The organism is Mycobacterium neumannii (assembly GCF_002245615.1).
Lineage (GTDB): Bacteria > Actinomycetota > Actinomycetes > Mycobacteriales > Mycobacteriaceae > Mycobacterium > Mycobacterium neumannii_A.
This window is the reverse complement of record NZ_NKCO01000010.1, coordinates 68,509-87,572: the sequence shown is the minus strand read 5'-3', so window position 1 is coordinate 87,572 and position 19,064 is coordinate 68,509. Positions and strand designations below refer to the sequence as shown.

The following is a 19,064-nucleotide window of genomic DNA, read 5'->3' as shown; positions in this document are numbered from 1 at the left end:
TAGCTCTACGAATTACTTTGCTTGGCAATCATTTTCGCGATTGCCTCGTCGCGTGCGGCCGCGATGCGCTGGCTCACCTCGTCGGCTTCGGTGTCCGACTGCGCCTCGCCCATGACCGTGACGACGCTCGTCAGGATGGGGTTGCCGTCGGCGTCGGTCACCTCGCCGCGCACCTCGGTGACGATGGCGCCATGCGATTCGGTGACCGAATCGAGGTAGGAGTCGAAGAACAGCTTGTCGCCGGCCAGGATCGGGCGGTGGAAGGTGATCTTCTGGTCGCGGTGCAGGACCCGTTCCATGTTGATCGGCACGTCGAACTGGTTGAAGATCTCCAGTTGAACGCGGCGACCGGCGACGGCGAGGAAGGTCAGCGGCGCGATCAGCGAGTCGTAGCCGTACTCGGCGGCGGCTTCTTCGGTGAAGTGCGCGGGATGCTCGTCCTTGACCGCCTGTGCGAACTCACGGATCTTCTCCCGGCCGACCTCGAAGTAATCGGGATACCGGTAGTGCGTTCCGATGATGTTCTCTGCGATTGCCATACCTGAACTGCTCCTCGGGTGCGCGCGCTGCCGTCTCTCCTCGTCGGAGTCAGCGGCGCGAGCCTATCAGCGGGTCTCGGCCACCGCCGCGACCAGAGCGGCCCGTCAGCGGCCCTCCTGGCGGCGGGAGACCACCGCCGCCAGCGCTCCTCCGGCCGCGCCGAGCGCCAGCGCCGACGGCACACCGATGCGCGCGGCCTTGCGGGCGGTGCGGAAATCGCGGATCTCCCACCCCCGCTCACGGGCCAGGTCGCGCAGATCGGCGTCGGGGTTGATCGCCACCGCCGTACCCACCAGCGAGAGCATCGGCACGTCGTTGAAGCTGTCCGAGTAGGCCGTGCAGCGGCGCAGGTTGAGGCCCTCGCGGATGGCCAGCGAGCGCACCGCGTGCGCCTTGCCAGTGCCGTGCAGGATGTCGCCGACCAGGCGCCCGGTAAACACCCCGTCGATGGACTCGGCGACCGTTCCCAGCGCCCCGGTCAGGCCCAGCCGCTTGGCGATGGTCGCGGCCAGCTCGTACGGGGTCGCGGTGACCAGCCACACCTGCTGTCCGGCGTCGAGATGCATCTGCGCGAGCGCGCGCGTGCCCGGCCAGATCTTGTCGGCGATGATCTCGTCGTAGATCTCCTCGCCGACCGCCATCAGTTCGGCCGTCGAGCGGCCCTCGATGAAGGCCAGCGCCTTGCGCCGGCCTGCGGCCACATCCTCGCTGTTCTCGCGGCCGGTCAGCTGGAACTTCGCCTGCGCGTAGACGAACCGTGCGACGTCGCCGTAGGTGAAGTACTTGCGCGCGGCCAGGCCGCGGGCGAAGTGCAGCAGCGACGAGCCGTGCACGAGGGTGTTGTCGACGTCGAAGAATGCCGCCGCGGTCAGGTCCGGGGGCGGTGCGGGTGGCGCCGTGGCAGCCTCGGCCATGAGGTCGGTGACGGCCGCCTCTGCGCTCGCCTCACCCGCAAGTTGCTGTTCAGCAGCTTCGCGGTCGCCATTTCGAGACACGGATCAACCCTAAGTCACGGAGGTGGAGATACTGGCGAGGTGGAGCACCAGGTGGAGTTGCTGACGCGCGACGGTTGCACGATCTGCACCGCGGCGGCGGCCCGGCTCGCGGCGCTGGCCGACGAGCTGGGCTTCACGCTGGCCGTCACCGATGTCGACGCCGCGGCGGCCGCGGGTCATTCCGGGCTGCGCGCGGAATACGGCGACCGGCTTCCGGTCGTTCTGCTCGACGGCAGCGAGCACAGCTACTGGGAGATCGACGAGCCCCGCCTTCGGGCCGACCTGGCGAAGTGACCGTCCGTTTCTGCGCGAAATTGCGTTCCAGCAGGCCTCCACTCGTGATTTGGCTGCTGGAACGCAATTTCGGCGATAATGGTGGGGAATTTGGTGAGCTAACTGTTCAACGACTACCTTGGATGACGTGGTGATGAAGCCGTGAGCGTGTTGCTTTTCGGGGTTTCGCACCGCAGTGCGCCGGTGTCGGTGCTCGAGCAGCTGAGCACCGACGAGTCCGATCAGGCCAAGATCGTCGACCAGGTGCTGCAGTCCTCCCTCGTCACCGAGGCCATGGTGCTGTCGACCTGCAATCGCGTGGAGATCTACGCCGTCGTCGACGCGTTTCACGGCGGGCTGTCGGTGATTGGCCAGGTGCTTTCCGAGCACTCCGGCATGAGCCTCAACGACCTGACCAAATACGCGTATGTGCGGTACGCCGAAGCGGCCGTCGAGCACCTGTTCGCGGTGGCCTCGGGCCTGGATTCCGCCGTCGTCGGAGAACAGCAGGTGCTCGGCCAGGTGCGCCGCGCGTACGCCGCCGCCGAGGCCAACCACACCGTCGGACGCACCCTGCACGAGCTCTCGCAGCGCGCGCTGGCCGTCGGCAAGCGGGTGCATACCGAGACCGGCATCGACGCCGCGGGCGCGTCGGTGGTGTCCGTCGCGCTGTGCACCGCCGAATCCAAGCTCGGCTCGCTGGCCGGCCGCACCGCGGTGGTCATCGGGGCGGGTTCGATGGGCTCGCTGGCCGCCAAACACCTGACCCGCGCGGGCGTCGACCGCATCCACGTCGTGAACCGCAGCCAGCCGCGGGCCAAACGGCTCGCCGCCAACGTCCGGGAACTGGGCGTCGACGCGCACGCCTTCCCGTTCGATCACCTGCCGCCGCTGCTGACCGATGCCGATGTGGTGGTCTGCTGCACCGGGGCGGTGCGCCCGGTGGTCTCACTGGCCGACGTGCACCGCGGCCTCGCGCACGGCCAAGAGCCCAAGCAGCTGGTCATCTGCGATCTCGGCATGCCCCGTGACGTCGACCCCGCCGTGGCCGGCCTGCCCGGCGTCTACGTCGTCGACATGGAGCGCATCCAGCGCGAACCGGCGGCCCGCGCCGCGGCGTCCGACGCCGAAGCCGCCCGCGCGATCGTCGCCGCCGAGGTCGCCAACTACCTGGCCGGTCAGCGGATGGCCGAGGTCACCCCGACCGTCACCGCGCTGCGTCAGCGCGCCGCCGACGTGGTCGAGGCCGAGCTGCTGAGGCTGGACCACCGCCTGCCGGGCCTGGATGCCATCCACCGCGACGAGGTCGCCAAGACGGTGCGACGGGTCGTCGACAAACTCCTGCACGCGCCGACCGTGCGCGTTAAGCAGCTGGCGAGTGCGCCGGGCGGAGACAGCTACGCCGAGGCGCTGCGTGAGCTCTTCGAGCTCGACCAGCAGGCCGTCGACGCCGTCGCCGGGCCCGAATTGCCTTTGATCGCACCAGATCTCGATAAGGCCGAGTAACGCTTGACTGTAATTCGGATAGGCACTCGCGCCAGTCTCCTGGCGACCACTCAGGCCGGTACGGTCCGAGACGCGCTCATCGCGAACGGACACGCGGCCGAGCTCGTCCCCATCTCCACCGAGGGCGACCGCAACCAGGGCCCGATCGCCGAGATCGGCGTTGGCGTGTTCACCGCGGCCCTGCGCGAAGCCATCCACGACGGCCGGGTGGACGCCGCCGTGCACTCCTTCAAGGATCTGCCTACCGCGGCTGACGCCCGCTTCGTCATCGCCGCGAGTCCCCCCCGCGAAGACCCCAGGGACGCCCTGGTGGCACGCGATGGGCTGGTGCTCGGGGAGTTGCCGCCGGGTTCTTTGATCGGCACATCGAGCCCGCGCAGGGCGGCACAGCTTAGAGCACTGGGTCTCGGTTTGGAAATCCGCCCCCTAAGAGGCAACCTGGATACCAGGTTGAACAGGGTTAGCAACGGTGATCTCGACGGCATCGTAGTCGCACGGGCGGGACTGGCCCGCATCGGGCGACTGGCCGATGTCACCGAGACTCTCGAGCCGGTGCAGATGTTGCCAGCGCCGGCTCAAGGTGCGCTCGCGGTCGAGTGCCGCGCAGGCGACACCGAGCTCGCTGCGCTGCTGGCGGAGTTGGACGACGCCGACACACGCGCCGCGGTCACCGCTGAACGGGCCCTGCTCGCCCGACTGGAGGCGGGTTGTCACGCACCGGTGGGCGCGATCGCTGAGGTGGTCGAGTCCATCGATGAGGACGGCAACGTCTTCGAAGAGGTGTCGCTGCGCGGCTGCGTGGCGGCACTGGACGGATCCGACGTGATCCGCGCGTCCGGCGTCGGCACGACTGACCGGGCCCGGGAGCTGGGGCTCTCGGTGGCCGAGGAGCTGTTCGACCTCGGGGCGCGCGAACTCATGGCGGACGCCAACTGAGCTGTAGAGCGGAGTGACTGAGATGACAGGCCAGACCAGCGGGCGGGGGCGCAAGCCGAAGCCGGGCCGCATCACGTTCGTCGGCTCGGGTCCTGGCGACCCGGGACTGCTGACGACGCGGGCCCACACGGTGCTCGCCAACGCTGCCTTGGTGTTCACCGATCCCGAGGTGCCCGAAGCGGTACTGGCCCTGGTGGGTTGCCAACTGCCGCCCCCGTCGGGGCCCGAGCCGGCTGAGGCCGCCGACAACGGCGAAACCTCGGGTAAGGAAGCACCGACCCTGCCGGGCGGACCGGATATCCGGTCGGCCGTCGGCGATCCGGCCGAGGTGGCCAAGACGCTGATCACCGAGGCCCGCACCGGGGTCGACGTGGTCCGGCTGGTGGCGGGCGATCCGCTGTCGGTGGACGCCGTGATCACCGAGGTGTCGGCGTTGGCGAAGTCGCACCTGAACTTCGAGATCGTGCCGGGCCTGCCGGACACCACCGCGGTGCCCACCTACGCCGGCCTGCCGCTGGGATCGGCGCACACCGTCGCCGACGTCCGCGACCCCGACGTCGACTGGGCCGCATTGGCCGCCGCGCCCGGCCCGCTCATCCTGCACGCGACGGCGTCGCATCTGCCCGATGCGGCGCGCACGCTGATCGAATACGGGCTGACCGACACCACGCCACTGGTGGTCACCGCCAACGGCACCACCTGCCAGCAGCGTTCGGTCGAGACGACGCTGGCCGGGCTGCTGGACAAGGCCACCCTGGCGGGCTCCGAGCCGGCCGGTCCGTTGGCCGGACCGCTCGTGGTGACCATCGGCAAGACCGTGGCCAACCGCACCAAGCTGAACTGGTGGGAGAGCCGCGCCCTGTACGGCTGGACCGTGCTGGTGCCCCGCACCAAGGACCAGGCCGGTGAGATGAGCGAGAAGTTGGTGGGCCACGGCGCGCTGCCGATCGAGGTCCCCACCATCGCCGTCGAGCCGCCGCGCAGCCCCGCTCAGATGGAGCGCGCGGTCAAGGGACTGGTCGATGGCCGGTTCCAGTGGGTGGTGTTCACCTCCACCAACGCGGTGCGTGCGGTGTGGGAGAAGTTCAACGAGTTCGGTCTCGACGCCCGGGCGTTCTCGGGTGTGAGGATCGCCTGCGTCGGCCAGGCCACAGCCGACCGGGTGCGGGCGTTCGGCATCAATCCCGAGCTGGTTCCGGCGGGTGAGCAATCGTCGCTCGGCCTGCTCGACGAATTCCCGCCGTACGACGACGTTTTCGACCCGGTGAACCGCGTGCTGCTGCCGCGCGCCGACATCGCCACCGAGACGCTGGCCGAGGGTCTGCGTGAGCGCGGCTGGGAGATCGAGGACGTCACGGCGTACCGCACGGTGCGCGCCGCGCCGCCGCCTGCGCACACCCGCGAGATGATCAAGACCGGTGGCTTCGACGCGGTCTGCTTCACCTCGAGCTCCACGGTGCGCAACCTGGTCGGTATCGCGGGCAAGCCGCACGCGCGCACCATCGTCGCGTGCATCGGGCCCAAGACTGCCGAGACCGCAGCGGAATTCGGTCTGCGCGTCGATGTGCAGCCCGAGGTGGCCGCGGTCGGACCGCTGGTGGAGGCGCTCGCCGAGCACGCCGCCCGGCTGCGGGCCGAGGGCGCACTGCCGCCGCCGCGTAAGAAGAGCCGCCGCCGCTGACCGCAACACCGAAGGTGGGTTTGCATGGGCTTTCCTAGGCATCGCCCCCGCAGGCTGCGCACGACTCCGGCGCTGCGGCGACTCGTCGCCGAAACCACCTTGGAGCCACGGCAACTCGTGCTGCCGATGTTCGTCGCCGACGGTATCGACGAGCCACGTCGGATCTCGTCGATGCCCGGCGTCGTCCAACACACCCGCGACTCGCTGCGCCGCGCCGCCGCCGACGCGGTCGCCGCCGGTGTGGGTGGCCTGATGCTGTTCGGCGTGCCGCGCGACGCGGACAAGGATCCCACCGGCTCCGTCGGCGTCGCCGAAGACGGTATCCTCAACGTCGCCCTGCGCGACCTGGCCAGCGACCTCGGCGACGACACCGTGCTGATGGCCGACACCTGCCTTGACGAGTTCACCGACCACGGCCACTGCGGAATCGTGGACGCGTCGGGCAGGGTCGATAATGACCTGACCAACAAGCGCTACGTGGAACTCGCTGTGGCGCAAGCGGATTCAGGGGCACACGTGGTCGGGCCGAGCGGAATGATGGACGGCCAGGTCGCTGCGATCCGCGACGGGCTGGACGCCGCAGGGTACACCGACACCGTCATCCTGGCGTACGCCGCGAAGTTCGCCTCGGGTTTCTACGGGCCGTTCCGGGAAGCGGTGGGATCGAGCCTGCGCGGCGATCGTCGCACGTACCAACAGAATCCGGGCAACGCGCGCGAGGCGTTGCACGAGGTGGAACTCGACATCGACGAAGGCGCCGACATAGTCATGGTCAAGCCCGCGATGGGCTACCTCGACGTGGTGCGCGCGGCCGCCGACCTGTCACCGGTGCCCGTGGCCGCCTACCAGGTCTCCGGTGAGTACTCGATGATCAGCGCCGCAGCCGCCAACGGCTGGATCGATTTGCAGACGGTGGCTCTGGAGACGCTGACCAGCATCCGGCGGGCCGGGGCAGACATCGTCCTGACGTACTGGGCGGCCGACGTCGCCGGTTGGCTGGCGTGAATCCCGAACCGCAGGGCCGACCGGATGAGGCCGGCCAGCAGCCCGAGTCGGGTGGCCGCCCGGACGACGTCGACACCGGCTTCTGGCTCTGGGTGGTCGCGGTCGTCCTGATGGTCGTCGGCCAGGTCGGCGACCTGCTGGTCAGCGAACGCGCCGACGGCCTGCCCGCACCGGTGCTGGCCCTCTCGGCGGTGTTCATCGTGATCCTCGGCGCCGTGGCGCTGACGTTTCAATTCCTGATGCGCCAGGGTTACCGGTGGGCCCGCACCGTGCTGACCGGCGCAGGTATCGCGGCGGTCGTGTACGCCGTGAGCAGCCTGTTCGGCGAGGAGCGGCCGCCGGCGGCCGCGCTCGCCTACGCCGTCACCGCCATCCTCGGCTCGGTGCTGATCGTGGGCGGTGTGTACCTGCTGCACCGTAAAGACGCCAACGACTACTTCACGCGGTGACCCGATAGGCTGACCCGACCATGACCGCTCCTGCGCCGCGAGCCCGCGTCGTCACCGCCGCCTTCTGGTGCTGGGTCGTCGCCGCGGTGATGTTGATGCTGGGCGGGCTCATCGCCGCCTCGGTCAATCTGCCGCCGCTGTTTCGCGGCGCGGGGGTCCTCACCGCCGTCGCCGGCGCGGGAATGGCGTTCCTCGCGGGCCGCAGCCGCGCGGGCGATGTCCGGTTCCGCCGCGCCGGCGTCGCGTTGGCGCTGACCGTCGTCGTGTTCGTGGTGCTGCTCGCGATGCGCGGCGTCGTGCACATCGTGACGGTGCTCGCGGTGCTGCCCCTGCTCGCGGGCGCCGTCCTGATCACCCGGCCCAGCGCGAACGCGCAAGAGGAAGCGACGTGACCGACAAGCAGACCGCGCCGCAGGTTTTGTTCTACGAGCAGGGCGCCAGTTGGTGGTGGTTGGCCGCCGGCCCCGGTGCGGCGATCGCGATGGGACTGATCCAGGCGTCAGCCGGCTACGGGTTCCAGTGGGTGGTTCCCGGGATGTTTTTGGTGCTCGTCAGCGGCTTCCTCGCGATACAGGTCAAGGCCGCCCGTATCCACACCTCGGTCGAGTTGACACCCGAGACGCTGCGGCAGGGCACCGAGCGCATCAGTACCGACGAGATCGTCCGCGTCTATCCCGAGGCCACCGGTTCCGAGTCGCCGAAATGGCAGTCGGCGCGGGCGCTGGGCGAGCTCACCGGTGTGCCGCGCGGCCGCACCGGTATCGGGCTGAAGATGACCAATGACCGCACCGCGCAGGCTTGGGCCCGTAAGCATCAAACGCTGCGGCAGACGTTGACCCAGCTCGTCGAAGAGCGCATTCCGCCGGCATGACGGTCCGCGCAGCGCTCGAGCTGGTGCTGGCCGTCGCCGCCGCGGTGGGCAGCGTGCTGAGCTGGCTTGCGGCCCCGACGACGGTCGCGGTTCCGCCGGTGCTCGAAGGCGAACCGCAGACCACCTCGGTCGAGTACAGCGCGCCGATGGTGGGGCTTGCGCTGCTGCTGGCCGCGGTCGCCGGAGTGTTCGTGGTGCTGGCCATCGCGCATTGGCGCCGCGATCGGCGCGCTGCTCCTTCGCCCCGCGAGTGACCGCGTTTGCCCGGTGACACGCCGAGCGATCCCGTGCAAAACAGGTCGCTCGCGGGAAGTGAGAGGCCGCTCACAGCCGCTTGGTACAAAGTGCAAAATTTGTAACACTGTGTCACATGACCGAATTGGTGGAGACAGACAGGCCCGTCAGCGATGCGCTGCCGCTGGGCCCGCAGTCGCTGGTGTGGCGCTACTTCGGGGACAACCGGATGTACCTGATCGGGCCGCGCCCCGCGGTGCTGCAGAACATGCTGGCCGAACTCGGCCAGGGCGTGCTCGACCACTCGGTGTTCTTCGACGACACCGCCGCGCGGGTCAAGCGCTCGCTGCCGCCGATCTTCAACACGGTCTACGGCTCCGATGAGGACCACCCGGGCGCCCAGGTGCGCGACTTCCACACCGACATCAAGGGCAAGATGCCCGACGGCGCCCGGTACCACGCCCTGGATCCGGAGACCTACTTCTGGGCGCACGCGACGTTCGTCGAACAGGTGCTGTACTTCGCCGACACCTTCGTCAAGCGGCTGAGCCGCGAGGAGAAGGAGCAGATCTACCTCGAGTCAAAGACGTGGTACCGCCGCTACGGTGTGAGCGACCGGCCGATGCCCCCCACCTACGACGAGTTCGAACGGTACTGGGACCGCATGCTCGACGAGATCGTCGTCGCACACAAGACCGCGGTCTACGGCGTCGGCTACGTCACGAAGGGTTTCCCGCGCCCCAAGGGTGTCCCCGCGTGGGCGTGGAAGCCGATCGCGCCGGTGTTCAATCCGCTCGCGGCGTTCCTGACCACCGGCGGCCTGCCGCCCCGCGCGCGCGAGCTGCTGCAACTGCCGTGGAGTGAACGCCAGGAGCGCCGCTACCAACGGTTCGCGGCGCTGTGGCGGTCGCGCCCGGTCAACTGGGTGTGGGATCGTCTGCCCATGAGTTGGCGCTACAACAGCTACGCCCAAAAGGGTTATGCCGGGGCCTGACCCGGCCAACGGGCCTGATTCGTCGCCCGCGACGGGGCCTGATTCGTCGCCCGCGAGGGGGCTTGATTCGTCGTCCGCGACGGGGCCTGATTCGTCGCCCGCGACGGAAGCCATCCTGGACGCCGCCGTCATCGAGTTCGAGCGGCACGGCTTCCGGCGGGTCGCACTCGACGACGTCGCCCGCCGCGCAGGCGTCAGCCGGACCACGATCTACCGGCGGTTCGCCAACCGCGACGAGCTCGTGGCCGCGGTGATCGAACGCGAGAACATCGCGCTGTTCGCCGACATCGCCGAAGAGGTCAAACGGGTTGGGCCGCTATCGAACTATTACGTCGAGGCGTTCACCCTGTCGATCCTGAAGTTCCGTCGCCACCGCGTGCTGTACCGGATACTGACCGACGATCCCGCGCTGCTGCTCGAACTGGCCCGCACGCACTACGACGCCGCGATCATCCGGATGGCCGCAGCGTTGCGGGTGATCTTCCCCGCTGGATTCGCCGAGCGGATCGGCGAGGAGGCCGTCGAGGAATTGGCCGACACGATCCTGCGGTATGCGGTGATGGTGTTGCTGCTGCCCAGCTCCCAGCCTCTGGAGTCCGCCGACGACATCCGCGCTTTCGCTCGCAAACACTTCCTTCCCAGCCTGCCCACCGCTTTGCGAACCGTGCCCACCGGTTAGGCGAACTGCGTTTCGTATTTCGGCTCTCCGGGCAGTCATGGTCCATGACCAGCGAACAAGGCCAGGAGAACGAAGGGTTCATCGAGGAGCAGCGCAAAGCCGAACCGGAGACCGACGAACACCACCAGGTCACCAGCGAGCAGGAAACGCCGCCGCCCACCGAGAAACCCGAAGTGACCGACGAGCATCGGGAAAAGGCCAAAGAGATGCACAAGGCCTACGAAGAAGAGAGGCCGACCACGAAGATGCCGGGCAGCGGTGGCGCCGTCGCGGGTACCGCGGTGAACGACTGGCTCGACGATGACGGAAACCCGAAGTTCAGCAAGGAATCTGCGGGCAGCGAAGCATCCGAGGGCAGCGGCACCTGATTGTCCGAGCGGTCGCGTGCCTACGCTAGGCAACCGTGACCTCTCTGGAGCAGATCGCGCCGGCGTTCATCGACATGGCCCACTCGATTGTGTGGGCCTCGGTCGCCACTGTCGACGCGAACGGCCGGCCGCGCACTCGCATCCTGCATCCGTTCTGGGAGTGGGACGGGACGGATCTCCTCGGCTGGATCGCCACCGTGCCCTCTCCGGTGAAGAAGAACCACCTCGCGGTGCACCCGGAGGTCTCGGTGAGTTACTGGACCACCAATCACGACACGTGCAGCGCGGAGTGTCTGGTCGAGTGGTACGTCGACGACGAAACCAGGGCCGCGGTGTGGGAGAAGTTCGCCACCGCCCCTGCACCGGTGGGCTACGACCCTCGGATCATCCCGGTGTGGCAGGACGGGCCGACCTCCGAGCAGTTCGCCGCGCTGCGGTTGGCGCCGTACCGCATCCGGGTCATGCCCGGGACGGTGATGACGAAAGGTGAAGGCGCACCGCTCACCTGGTCGGCGTGAATATCGCGTACCGGTGCCGAGCCGCCGCGACCTGGGCGATGATCTGCACATGACCACCACGCTCGACGTCTCGGCGTTGCCGCTGGTGCCGAAGAACCCGCTGCCGATCTGGCGGTTGGTCCGACTTCTCCGCAGGCTCGACACCGGCCAGGACGTCATCCGCGACGCCGGCGGACCGATCACGCGCATACAGGTCGCGCCGAAGTGGCTGTATCAACCGATCGTCGCCGTCATGTCGCCCGCCGGTATGCGCGACATACTCGGGCGCCCCGATGGCTCGTCTGAGCGATGCATCTACCACGACGAAGTCCGCAACATGGCAGGCGACAGCCTGTTCGTGCTGCCCAACGAGCTGTGGCGGCCGCGCAAACGGGCTCTGCAGCCGGTGTTCACCAAGCAGAACGTCCGCAATTTCGGCGGCTACATGTCCGCGGCCGCCCAGGCATTCGTCGACCGCTGGCCCGATGGCGGTGAGCTCGACCTCGACGTCGAGTGCCGCCGCGTCGCGATGCAGTCGTTGGGACATTCGGTCCTGGGTGTCGACCTCAACGAGCGCGCCGACACGATCGCCCGCTGCATGCACGTCGCGTCCTCCTACACCGCCGACCGCGCACTGCGGCCGGTGCGGGCGCCGCGCTGGCTGCCCACGCCTGCTCGGCGCCGGGCGCGCCGCGCGGTCGCCGAGATGAGGGAGATCACCGACGAGATGGTGCGCGCATGTCGCGACGACCCGACGCGCGACGCCCCGCTCGTGCGGGCGCTGATGGCGGCCAGGGATCCCGAGACCGGGATGCCGCTCTCAGACGACGACATCTCCAACGACCTGCTGATCTTCATGCTTGCCGGGCACGACACGACCTCGACTGCGCTCACCTTCTCGCTGTGGGCGCTGGGGCGTCATCCCGACATCCAGGACCGCGTCGCCGCGGAGGCCGCAGCCATCGGCGAGCGGGAGCTGACCCCCGACGACGTGCCCCGGCTGACGTACACCGTGCAGGTCTTGCACGAGGCGATCCGGCTGTGCCCACCGGCGGCCGGGGTGGCCCGGCTGGCCACCCGCGACATCGCGGTCGATGGTTATCGCGTCGAAGCAGGCACCCTCGTGGCGCTCGGGCTCTACGGACTGCATCACGATCCAGCCCTCTGGCCCGACCCGATGGTCTTCGATCCCGAGCGGTTCAGCCCCGAGAACACCGCGAACCGCGAGCGCTGGCAGTTCCTGCCGTTCCTCGCCGGCGGGCGCCCGTGCATCGGCGAACACTTCGCACGGCTGGAGACGACACTGGCGCTGGCCACGATCGTGCGGGCCGCCCGGATCGAATCGCTGGACAGCACATTCGAGTGCGACGTGCCGTTCACCAGCATCGCCAAGGGCCCGATCCGGGCCCGCCTGTCACCGCGCGATTAAACCCGCGTCAGCAAGACGGCCTGGTCGAACGGCAGCAGCCCGAACAGGGGCCGCATCCACCCGGTGACCGACGGCGCCGCCTCGGCTTTCGTCACCACCCGGGGGTCACGGACGCCGAACGTCCGGCCATACCTTCTCATCCGCCCACCGCCCGCTGCGGTGATGTTCTTCAACCAGTCCCGGTCCGGGCCGTAGGTGAGCAGAACGGCCACCCCGTCAGCGGTCGGGAACACCGTCAGCGGGGTCCGGTACGGCCTACCCGATTTGCGCCCGGTGTGCTCGAGGATGCCCATCGACGGAGCCCACCCCGCCCACAACCGCTGGATCGGATTGGTGACCCGGCGGTTGAACCGGGCGAGCCACTGCGGAAGCTGCATGGCCCCCATCCAAGTCGGAAGCCGCCCGCGCCTCAAGCGCGCGCCCACTACACCCTGTAGTTGACGGTTTGCACCCGGCTGGGACACTGGTGGCCATGCGTGCTGACCAGATCACCACCGAGGTGTCGGCGCGGTTGTTCGCCGAGGCGTCGGCCGTCATCCCGGGCGGGGTGAACTCACCCGTGCGGGCGTTCACCTCGGTCGGCGGCACCCCTCGGTTCATCACCTCGGCCAACGGTTACTGGCTGACCGACGCCGACGGCAACCGCTACGTCGACCTGGTCTGCTCGTGGGGCCCGATGATCCTCGGCCATGCGCATCCGGACGTGGTCGCCGCGGTGCAGCGGGTCGTGACCGACGGCCTGTCCTTTGGTGCGCCGACCCCCTCGGAGTCGGAATTGGCCGCCGAGATCATCGGCCGGGTCGCGCCGGTCGAGCGGCTGCGGCTGGTGAACTCCGGCACCGAGTCCACGATGAGTGCGATCCGGCTGGCGCGCGGCTACACCGGTCGGGCCAAGATCGTGAAGTTCTCCGGCTGCTACCACGGCCACAGCGACGCGCTGCTCGCCGACGCCGGCTCCGGTGTCGCCACGCTTGGGCTGCCGTCCTCGCCGGGTGTGACGGGCGCCGCCGCAGCCGACACGATCGTGCTGCCCTACAACAACGTGGCCGCCGTCGACGAGGTCTTCGCTCGGTTCGGCGACGAGATCGCCTGCGTGATCACCGAAGCCAGTCCGGGCAACATGGGCACGGTGGCCCCGCAGGACGGTTTCAACGCCGCGCTGCGCCGCATCACGGCCGACCACGGCGCCCTGCTGATCGTCGACGAGGTGATGACCGGCTTCCGGGTCAGCCGGTCCGGTTGGTACGGCCTCGATCCCGTCGACGCGGACCTGTTCACCTTCGGCAAGGTGATGAGTGGCGGGCTGCCCGCGGCGGCGTTCGGCGGCCGCGCCGAGGTGATGGAGCGGCTGGCCCCGCTGGGGCCGGTGTATCAGGCCGGCACCTTGTCCGGGAACCCCGTCGCGATGGCGGCCGGTCTGGCGACACTGCGCGCAGCCGACGACTCGGTGTACGCCACACTCGACGCCAACGCTGAGCGCCTCACGGCGCTGCTCGAGCAGGAGTTGACCGAAGCCGGTGTGGCGCATACGGTTTCGCGGGCCGGAAACATGTTCAGCGTGTTCTTCACCGACCAGCCCGTCACCGACTTCGCCTCGGCGCGGGCCTCGGAGACGTGGCGGTTCCCAGCCTTCTTCCATGCGCTGCTGGACGCCGGTGTGTATGCGCCGCCGAGTGCTTTCGAGACGTGGTTCGTGTCAACGGCTTTGGATGACGAGGCATTCGACCGAATCGCCGCCGCGCTGCCCGGCGCGGCGCGCGCCGCCGCCGAGGCGGTCAAACCGGCATGACCGACAAGCCGTCCGGGGCCGCCGAGGCCGTGAAGACAGTGGTGCACGTCATGCGCCACGGTGAAGTGCACAACCCCGACAAGATCCTCTACGGTCGACTTCCCGACTACCACCTCTCCGAGAGGGGTCGAGCGCAGGCCCAGGCCGTGGCGGACTGGCTCGCGATGCGCGACGTCGTGTACGTGGTCGCCTCACCGCTGGAGCGGGCGCAGGAGACCGCGGCCCCGATCGCGGCGGGTCTGGGACTGTCCGTCGACACCGATGACGAGCTCATCGAATCGCTGAACATCTTCCAGGGACAACGGGTATCGCCGGGCGACGGCGCGCTGCGCGACCCGCGCAACTGGTGGCACCTGCGCAACCCGCGCATCCCGTCGTGGGGGGAGCCGTACCACGAGATCGCCGAGCGGATGACCGCTGCCGTGCATCGTGCCCGGGCCAAGGCGGCCGGCCACGAGGCGGTGTGCGTCAGCCATCAACTGCCTGTGGAAACGCTGCGCCGGTCGATGACCGGTCAACCGCTGCACCACTTCCCGACCCGGCGGCTTTGCAACCTGGCGTCGGTGACGTCGTTCTACTTCCACGGGGACACCTACGTCGGCTGGGGTTACGCGGAGTTGGCCGGGCAGTGAGTCGGTGGGTGGTGCTCAGCCGTCGGCTCTTCGCGCAGGCGGTCATCGCAGCCTGCGCGGGATGTGTCGCGCTGGCGGGCTGCTCCACCGGTGACGACGCCGTCGCGCAGGGCGGCACCTTCGAGTTCGTCGCCCCCGGCGGCCAGACCGACATCTTCTACGACCCCCCGCAGGATCGCGGCCGCCCCGGCCCGCTTCGCGGTCCCGATCTGATGGACCCCGACAAGACCATCTCCCTCGACGATTTCGCGGGCAAGGTGGTGGTGCTCAACGTGTGGGGCCAGTGGTGTGGTCCGTGCCGAACCGAGATCACCGAGCTGCAACAGGTTTACGACGCCACCAAGGACCTGGGCGTGCAATTCCTCGGCATCGATGTCCGGGACAACAACCGAATCGCGGCGCGCGACTTCATCGTCGACCGCGATATCACGTTCCCGTCGATCTATGACCCGCCGATGCGGACCATGATCGCGTTCGGGGGCCGCTATCCCACGACGGTGATCCCCTCGACGGTCGTCCTGGATCGCGAGCACCGCGTCGCCGCGGTCTTCCTGCGTGAGCTGCTGGCCGAAGACCTCCAGCCGGTGGTGGAACGCCTTGCGCGCGAGAAGGACGGGACCGCCGAGCCTGAGAAGGCCGGCACATGAGTCTCGACCAGGTGGACCAGCTGATCGCCGGTGGTCCGGTTCTGTTGGCTCTCCTGGTCAGCGCGCTCGCCGGGCTGGTGTCGTTCGCGTCGCCGTGCGTGGTGCCGCTGGTGCCCGGTTACCTCTCGTACCTGGCCGCGGTTGTCGACGTCGAGGACGCTGCTGCCCCCGGGCAAACCCCCGTATTGGTTCGCCGGGACCGACGTTCTGGCGGAAATACGGGGGAAGAACCCGCCAAAACGTCGGTTTCGGCGAGAACCACCCGGCTGCGGGTCGCCGGCGCGGCCGCATTGTTCGTCGCCGGTTTCACGGTGGTGTTCGTACTCGGCACGGTTGCCGTGCTCGGGATGACGACGTCCTTGATCACCAACCAGCTTCTCCTGCAACGTATCGGCGGTGTGGTCACGATCGTGATGGGGCTGGCCTTCGTCGGATTCATCCCCGCGTTACAGCGGGAGGCCCGCTTCACGCCGCGGCAGATCTCCACGCTGGGTGGCGCCCCGTTGCTCGGCGCGGTCTTCGCCCTGGGCTGGACACCGTGCCTCGGCCCTACCCTGACCGGCGTGATCGCGGTCGCCTCGGCCACCGACGGCGCCAACGTCGCCCGCGGCGTCGCGCTCGTCATCGCCTACTGCCTCGGCCTGGGAATCCCGTTCGTGCTGTTGGCGTTCGGCTCGGCGCGGGCAGTGCAGGGTCTGGCGTGGTTGCGCAGAAACACCCGCACGATCCAGATCTTCGGCGGTGTGCTGCTGATCCTGGTCGGCGTCGCGCTGGTGACGGGGCTGTGGGGAGACTTCGTGTCCTGGGTGCGGGACGCCTTCGTCAGTGATGTGACGCTACCGATATGACGAAAGTGTTTGCGCTGGTACGTAACACCTGGCGGACCCTGACGTCGATGGGCACCGCGCTGGTGTTGCTGTTCCTACTGGCCCTCGCCGCGATCCCGGGCGCCCTGCTGCCGCAGCGCAGCCTCAACGAGTCCAAGGTCGACCAGTACATCGCCGAGCACCCGACCATCGGGCCGTGGCTCGACCGGCTGCAGGCGTTCGACGTGTTCTCCAGCTTCTGGTTCACCGCAATCTATGTGCTGCTGTTCATCTCGCTGGTGGGTTGCCTCACCCCACGGCTGATCGAACACTTCCGCAGTATGCGGGCCAACCCCGTTCCCGCTCCGCGCAACCTGGGGCGGCTGCCCAAACACCACACCGCCGAGGTGTCCGGTGAGGCGGATGACCTGGCGGCCAGGGTGAACGAGCGGCTGCGCGGATGGCGCAAGGTCCCCCGTGAAGACGACGGAACCGTCGAAATCTCCGCGGAGAAGGGCTATCTGCGCGAGTTCGGCAACATCGTGTTTCACTTCTCGCTGCTCGGCCTTCTCGTGGCGGTGGCGGCGGGGAAGCTGTTCGGCTACGAGGGCAACGTCATCGTCATCGCCGACGGCGGCCCGGGGTTCTGCTCGGCCTCACCGGCGGCGTTCGACTCGTTCCGCGCCGGAAACACCGTCGACGGCACCTCGTTGTACCCGATCTGTCTGCGGGTCAACGACTTCGACGCCGACTATCTGCCGACGGGACAGGCCACGTCGTTCGCCGCCGACATCGAGTACCAGGCGGGCACCGACCTGGAGTCGGGCACCTGGCGGCCCTACCACCTGAAGGTCAACCACCCGCTGCGGGTCGGCGGTGACCGGGTCTACCTGCAGGGCCACGGTTACGCCCCCACCTTCACCGTGACCTACCCCGACGGGCAGACGCGCACGCAGACACTGCAGTGGCGCCCCGACGACCAGATCACCTTCCTGTCGTCGGGCGCCATGCGGTTCGACCCGCCCGCGGGCACCTATCCGGACGCCGACGAACGTCGCAAGAACCAGCTCGCGATCCAGGGCCTGTTCGCCCCCACCGAACAGCTGCACGGCACGCTGCTGTCCTCGAGCTTCCCGGCGCTCAACGACCCCGCCGTCGCGATCGACGTCTACCGCGGCGACACCGGCCTGGACAGCGGACGCCCGCAGTCGCTGTTCACCCTCGACGCCCGCCTGATCGAGCAGGGCCGGTTGACCAAGAAGGCGCGGGTCAACCTCGGCGCGGGCGAATCGACGCGGCTCGACGACGGCACCGTGGTGCGCTTCGACGGCGCCGTCCCGTTCATCAACGTCCAGGTCTCTCACGATCCGGCGCAGGTATGGGTGCTGGTGTTCGCGATGACCATGATGGCGGGGCTGTTGGTGTCGCTGGTGGTGCGCCGGCGCAGGATCTGGATTCGGATCAGCCCCGCCGGGCCGGGTACCGTAACCGTCGAGCTGGGCGGGCTGGCGCGCACCGACAACTCCGGGTGGGGCGAGGAGTTCGAGCGGTTGACGCAGCGCCTCCTTCCCGACGCGAGGCCGGCGCACGCCGCAGGAGAGAAGGTCACATGAACCCCGAGCAGATCGACGTCGGTTTGGCCCGCTACTCGGACTGGGCGTTCACCTCATCGGTGCTGGTCCTGGTCGGTGCGCTGCTGCTGCTCGCGATCGAGTTGGCCTACAGCCGCAGCCGCAAGGCCGATGCCCGGGAGCTCGTGGGAGCGGCGGCGACATCGGGGCGGGGAGCCGCGTCAGCCGGTGGGGTGGGCGCCGACAGCACCGCACCGGGCGTCGTCACCGACACCCGCCGCCGCCCGCTCGACGAACGGATCGGCGGTGCGGGTCTCGCGCTGACCTACCTCGGCATCGGCCTGCTGCTTGCCTGCATCGTGCTGCGCGGTGCGGCCACCTCGCGGGTGCCGTGGGGCAACATGTACGAGTTCATCAACCTGACCTGCTTCTGCGGGCTGGTCGCCGCCGCGGTGGTGCTGCGTCGCCGCCAGTACCGGACGCTGTGGGTGTTCGTGCTCCTTCCGGTGCTGATCCTGCTGACCGTCTCGGGCCGCTGGCTGTACACCAACGCCGCGCCGGTGATGCCCGCGTTGCAGTCGTACTGGCTGCCCATCCATGTTTCGGTGGTCAGCCTCGGGTCGGGAGTGTTCCTGGTCGCGGGCGTGGCCAGCATCCTGTTCTTGCTGAAGATGTCTCGGTTCGCCGACCCCGAGCGCCGCTCGGGCGACGGCATTCTCACCCGCGCGCTGGACAGGCTCCCCGACGCGCAGACCTTGGACCGGATCGCCTACCGCACCACGATCTTCGCGTTCCCGGTGTTCGGGTTCGGCGTCATCTTCGGCGCGATCTGGGCCGAAGAGGCATGGGGCCGTTACTGGGGCTGGGACCCCAAGGAGACCGTGTCGTTCATCGCGTGGGTCATCTACGCCGCGTACCTGCACGCCCGCTCCACGGCTGGGTGGCGCGACAAGAAGGCCGCGTGGATCAACGTCGCCGGCTTCGTCGCGATGGTGTTCAACCTCTTTTTCATCAACCTGGTCACCGTCGGCCTGCACTCCTACGCCGGCGTCGGCTGAGTCGGTACTTGGCTAAGATCGGCGACGAAATCTTGCTTAGCCTTGGGGGGTCGTCGACGTGTCTGAACAACCGGTGCACCACGCCCAGGATGGTGTCGGCAAGG

Annotated in this window: 23 protein-coding genes; 20 read left to right on the top strand and 3 right to left on the bottom strand. The window is 68.8% G+C overall.

The genetic code is table 11. The features are described from left to right. Window positions 1–5: 5 nt before the first annotated feature. A complete protein-coding gene (locus CEX88_RS13795) occupies window positions 6–539 on the bottom strand; it encodes an FAS1-like dehydratase domain-containing protein (protein WP_064425337.1) in 534 nt (177 codons plus the stop codon). A gap of 105 nt (window positions 540–644) precedes the next feature. After that, window positions 645–1,454 (bottom strand): HAD family hydrolase, encoded by an 810-nt coding sequence (locus CEX88_RS13790; protein ID WP_231984700.1) that lies wholly within the window; start codon window positions 1,452–1,454, stop codon window positions 645–647. Between the two features lie 120 nt (window positions 1,455–1,574). On the opposite strand from CEX88_RS13790, the gene CEX88_RS13785 reads away from it, so the two are divergent. The 14 genes from CEX88_RS13785 (at window position 1,575) to CEX88_RS13720 (ending at window position 12,457) form a co-directional block, all read left to right on the top strand. Beyond that, the gene (locus CEX88_RS13785) at window positions 1,575–1,829 is read left to right on the top strand and encodes a glutaredoxin family protein (RefSeq protein WP_068200536.1); all 255 of its coding nucleotides are present in this window, start codon (window positions 1,575–1,577) and stop codon (window positions 1,827–1,829) included. 141 nt (window positions 1,830–1,970) lie between these two features. After that, window positions 1,971–3,314 (top strand): glutamyl-tRNA reductase, encoded by a 1,344-nt coding sequence (locus tag CEX88_RS13780; protein WP_068200538.1) that lies wholly within the window; start codon window positions 1,971–1,973, stop codon window positions 3,312–3,314. 3 nt (window positions 3,315–3,317) lie between these two features. Continuing rightward, window positions 3,318–4,250, top strand: coding sequence for a hydroxymethylbilane synthase (gene hemC, locus CEX88_RS13775; protein WP_064399682.1), 933 nt, complete (start codon window positions 3,318–3,320; stop codon window positions 4,248–4,250). 22 nt (window positions 4,251–4,272) lie between these two features. Beyond that, complete coding sequence (locus CEX88_RS13770) at window positions 4,273–5,931, top strand: bifunctional uroporphyrinogen-III C-methyltransferase/uroporphyrinogen-III synthase (RefSeq protein ID WP_094293902.1); 1,659 nt, start codon at window positions 4,273–4,275, stop codon at window positions 5,929–5,931. A gap of 24 nt (window positions 5,932–5,955) precedes the next feature. After that, entirely contained in the window at window positions 5,956–6,936 is a 981-nt protein-coding gene (gene hemB, locus CEX88_RS13765; RefSeq protein WP_094293901.1) for a porphobilinogen synthase, read from the top strand. Next, on the top strand, window positions 6,933–7,385 hold the full coding sequence (locus CEX88_RS13760; RefSeq protein ID WP_094293900.1) for a hypothetical protein: 453 nt from the start codon (window positions 6,933–6,935) through the stop codon (window positions 7,383–7,385). The genes hemB and CEX88_RS13760 overlap by 4 nt, the downstream gene beginning before the upstream one ends. A 20-nt stretch (window positions 7,386–7,405) precedes the next feature. Next, on the top strand, window positions 7,406–7,777 hold the full coding sequence (locus CEX88_RS13755; protein ID WP_064419915.1) for a hypothetical protein: 372 nt from the start codon (window positions 7,406–7,408) through the stop codon (window positions 7,775–7,777). Next, window positions 7,774–8,256 (top strand): DUF3093 family protein, encoded by a 483-nt coding sequence (locus CEX88_RS13750; RefSeq protein ID WP_064419914.1) that lies wholly within the window; start codon window positions 7,774–7,776, stop codon window positions 8,254–8,256. The genes CEX88_RS13755 and CEX88_RS13750 overlap by 4 nt, the downstream gene beginning before the upstream one ends. Further along, window positions 8,253–8,510, top strand: a complete 258-nt coding sequence (locus tag CEX88_RS13745; protein ID WP_068200551.1) for a hypothetical protein — start codon at window positions 8,253–8,255, stop codon at window positions 8,508–8,510. The genes CEX88_RS13750 and CEX88_RS13745 overlap by 4 nt, the downstream gene beginning before the upstream one ends. A 116-nt stretch (window positions 8,511–8,626) precedes the next feature. Beyond that, window positions 8,627–9,484, top strand: a complete 858-nt coding sequence (locus tag CEX88_RS13740) for an oxygenase MpaB family protein (protein ID WP_094293899.1) — start codon at window positions 8,627–8,629, stop codon at window positions 9,482–9,484. Then, entirely contained in the window at window positions 9,471–10,163 is a 693-nt protein-coding gene (locus CEX88_RS13735; protein ID WP_094293898.1) for a TetR/AcrR family transcriptional regulator, read from the top strand. Before CEX88_RS13740 ends, CEX88_RS13735 begins: the two co-directional genes overlap by 14 nt. A 44-nt stretch (window positions 10,164–10,207) precedes the next feature. Then, window positions 10,208–10,531: a hypothetical protein gene (locus CEX88_RS13730; RefSeq protein WP_064419912.1), complete on the top strand. Its 324-nt coding sequence runs from the start codon at window positions 10,208–10,210 to the stop codon at window positions 10,529–10,531. Window positions 10,532–10,566: 35 nt separating this feature from the next. Beyond that, entirely contained in the window at window positions 10,567–11,049 is a 483-nt protein-coding gene (locus CEX88_RS13725) for a pyridoxamine 5'-phosphate oxidase family protein (protein WP_094293897.1), read from the top strand. A gap of 49 nt (window positions 11,050–11,098) precedes the next feature. Continuing rightward, complete coding sequence (locus tag CEX88_RS13720; protein WP_066842267.1) at window positions 11,099–12,457, top strand: cytochrome P450; 1,359 nt, start codon at window positions 11,099–11,101, stop codon at window positions 12,455–12,457. On the opposite strand, the gene CEX88_RS13715 is transcribed toward CEX88_RS13720, so the two are convergent. Next, complete coding sequence (locus CEX88_RS13715) at window positions 12,454–12,834, bottom strand: nitroreductase family deazaflavin-dependent oxidoreductase (RefSeq protein ID WP_066842172.1); 381 nt, start codon at window positions 12,832–12,834, stop codon at window positions 12,454–12,456. The two genes, CEX88_RS13720 and CEX88_RS13715, sit on opposite strands and share 4 nt — an antisense overlap. A 95-nt stretch (window positions 12,835–12,929) precedes the next feature. Here CEX88_RS13715 and hemL point away from each other — a divergent pair, with 95 nt between their 5' ends. The 6 genes from hemL to ccsB are packed head-to-tail and all read left to right on the top strand — an operon-like array spanning window position 12,930 to window position 18,960. Further along, window positions 12,930–14,246: a glutamate-1-semialdehyde 2,1-aminomutase gene (hemL, locus tag CEX88_RS13710; protein ID WP_094293977.1), complete on the top strand. Its 1,317-nt coding sequence runs from the start codon at window positions 12,930–12,932 to the stop codon at window positions 14,244–14,246. Further along, entirely contained in the window at window positions 14,243–14,878 is a 636-nt protein-coding gene (locus CEX88_RS13705; RefSeq protein WP_094293896.1) for a histidine phosphatase family protein, read from the top strand. The genes hemL and CEX88_RS13705 overlap by 4 nt, the downstream gene beginning before the upstream one ends. 44 nt (window positions 14,879–14,922) lie before the next feature. Continuing rightward, window positions 14,923–15,525 carry a TlpA disulfide reductase family protein gene (locus CEX88_RS13700; protein WP_094293976.1) on the top strand — a complete coding sequence of 201 codons (603 nt, stop codon included), beginning with the start codon at window positions 14,923–14,925 and terminating at the stop codon, window positions 15,523–15,525. Further along, a complete protein-coding gene (locus tag CEX88_RS13695; protein ID WP_066842164.1) occupies window positions 15,522–16,373 on the top strand; it encodes a cytochrome c biogenesis CcdA family protein in 852 nt (283 codons plus the stop codon). Before CEX88_RS13700 ends, CEX88_RS13695 begins: the two co-directional genes overlap by 4 nt. Continuing rightward, window positions 16,370–17,944: a cytochrome c biogenesis protein ResB gene (gene resB / locus CEX88_RS13690; RefSeq protein ID WP_066842163.1), complete on the top strand. Its 1,575-nt coding sequence runs from the start codon at window positions 16,370–16,372 to the stop codon at window positions 17,942–17,944. The genes CEX88_RS13695 and resB overlap by 4 nt, the downstream gene beginning before the upstream one ends. Further along, window positions 17,941–18,960 carry a c-type cytochrome biogenesis protein CcsB gene (gene ccsB, locus CEX88_RS13685; protein ID WP_066842162.1) on the top strand — a complete coding sequence of 340 codons (1,020 nt, stop codon included), beginning with the start codon at window positions 17,941–17,943 and terminating at the stop codon, window positions 18,958–18,960. The genes resB and ccsB overlap by 4 nt, the downstream gene beginning before the upstream one ends. Window positions 18,961–19,064 lie beyond the last annotated feature (104 nt).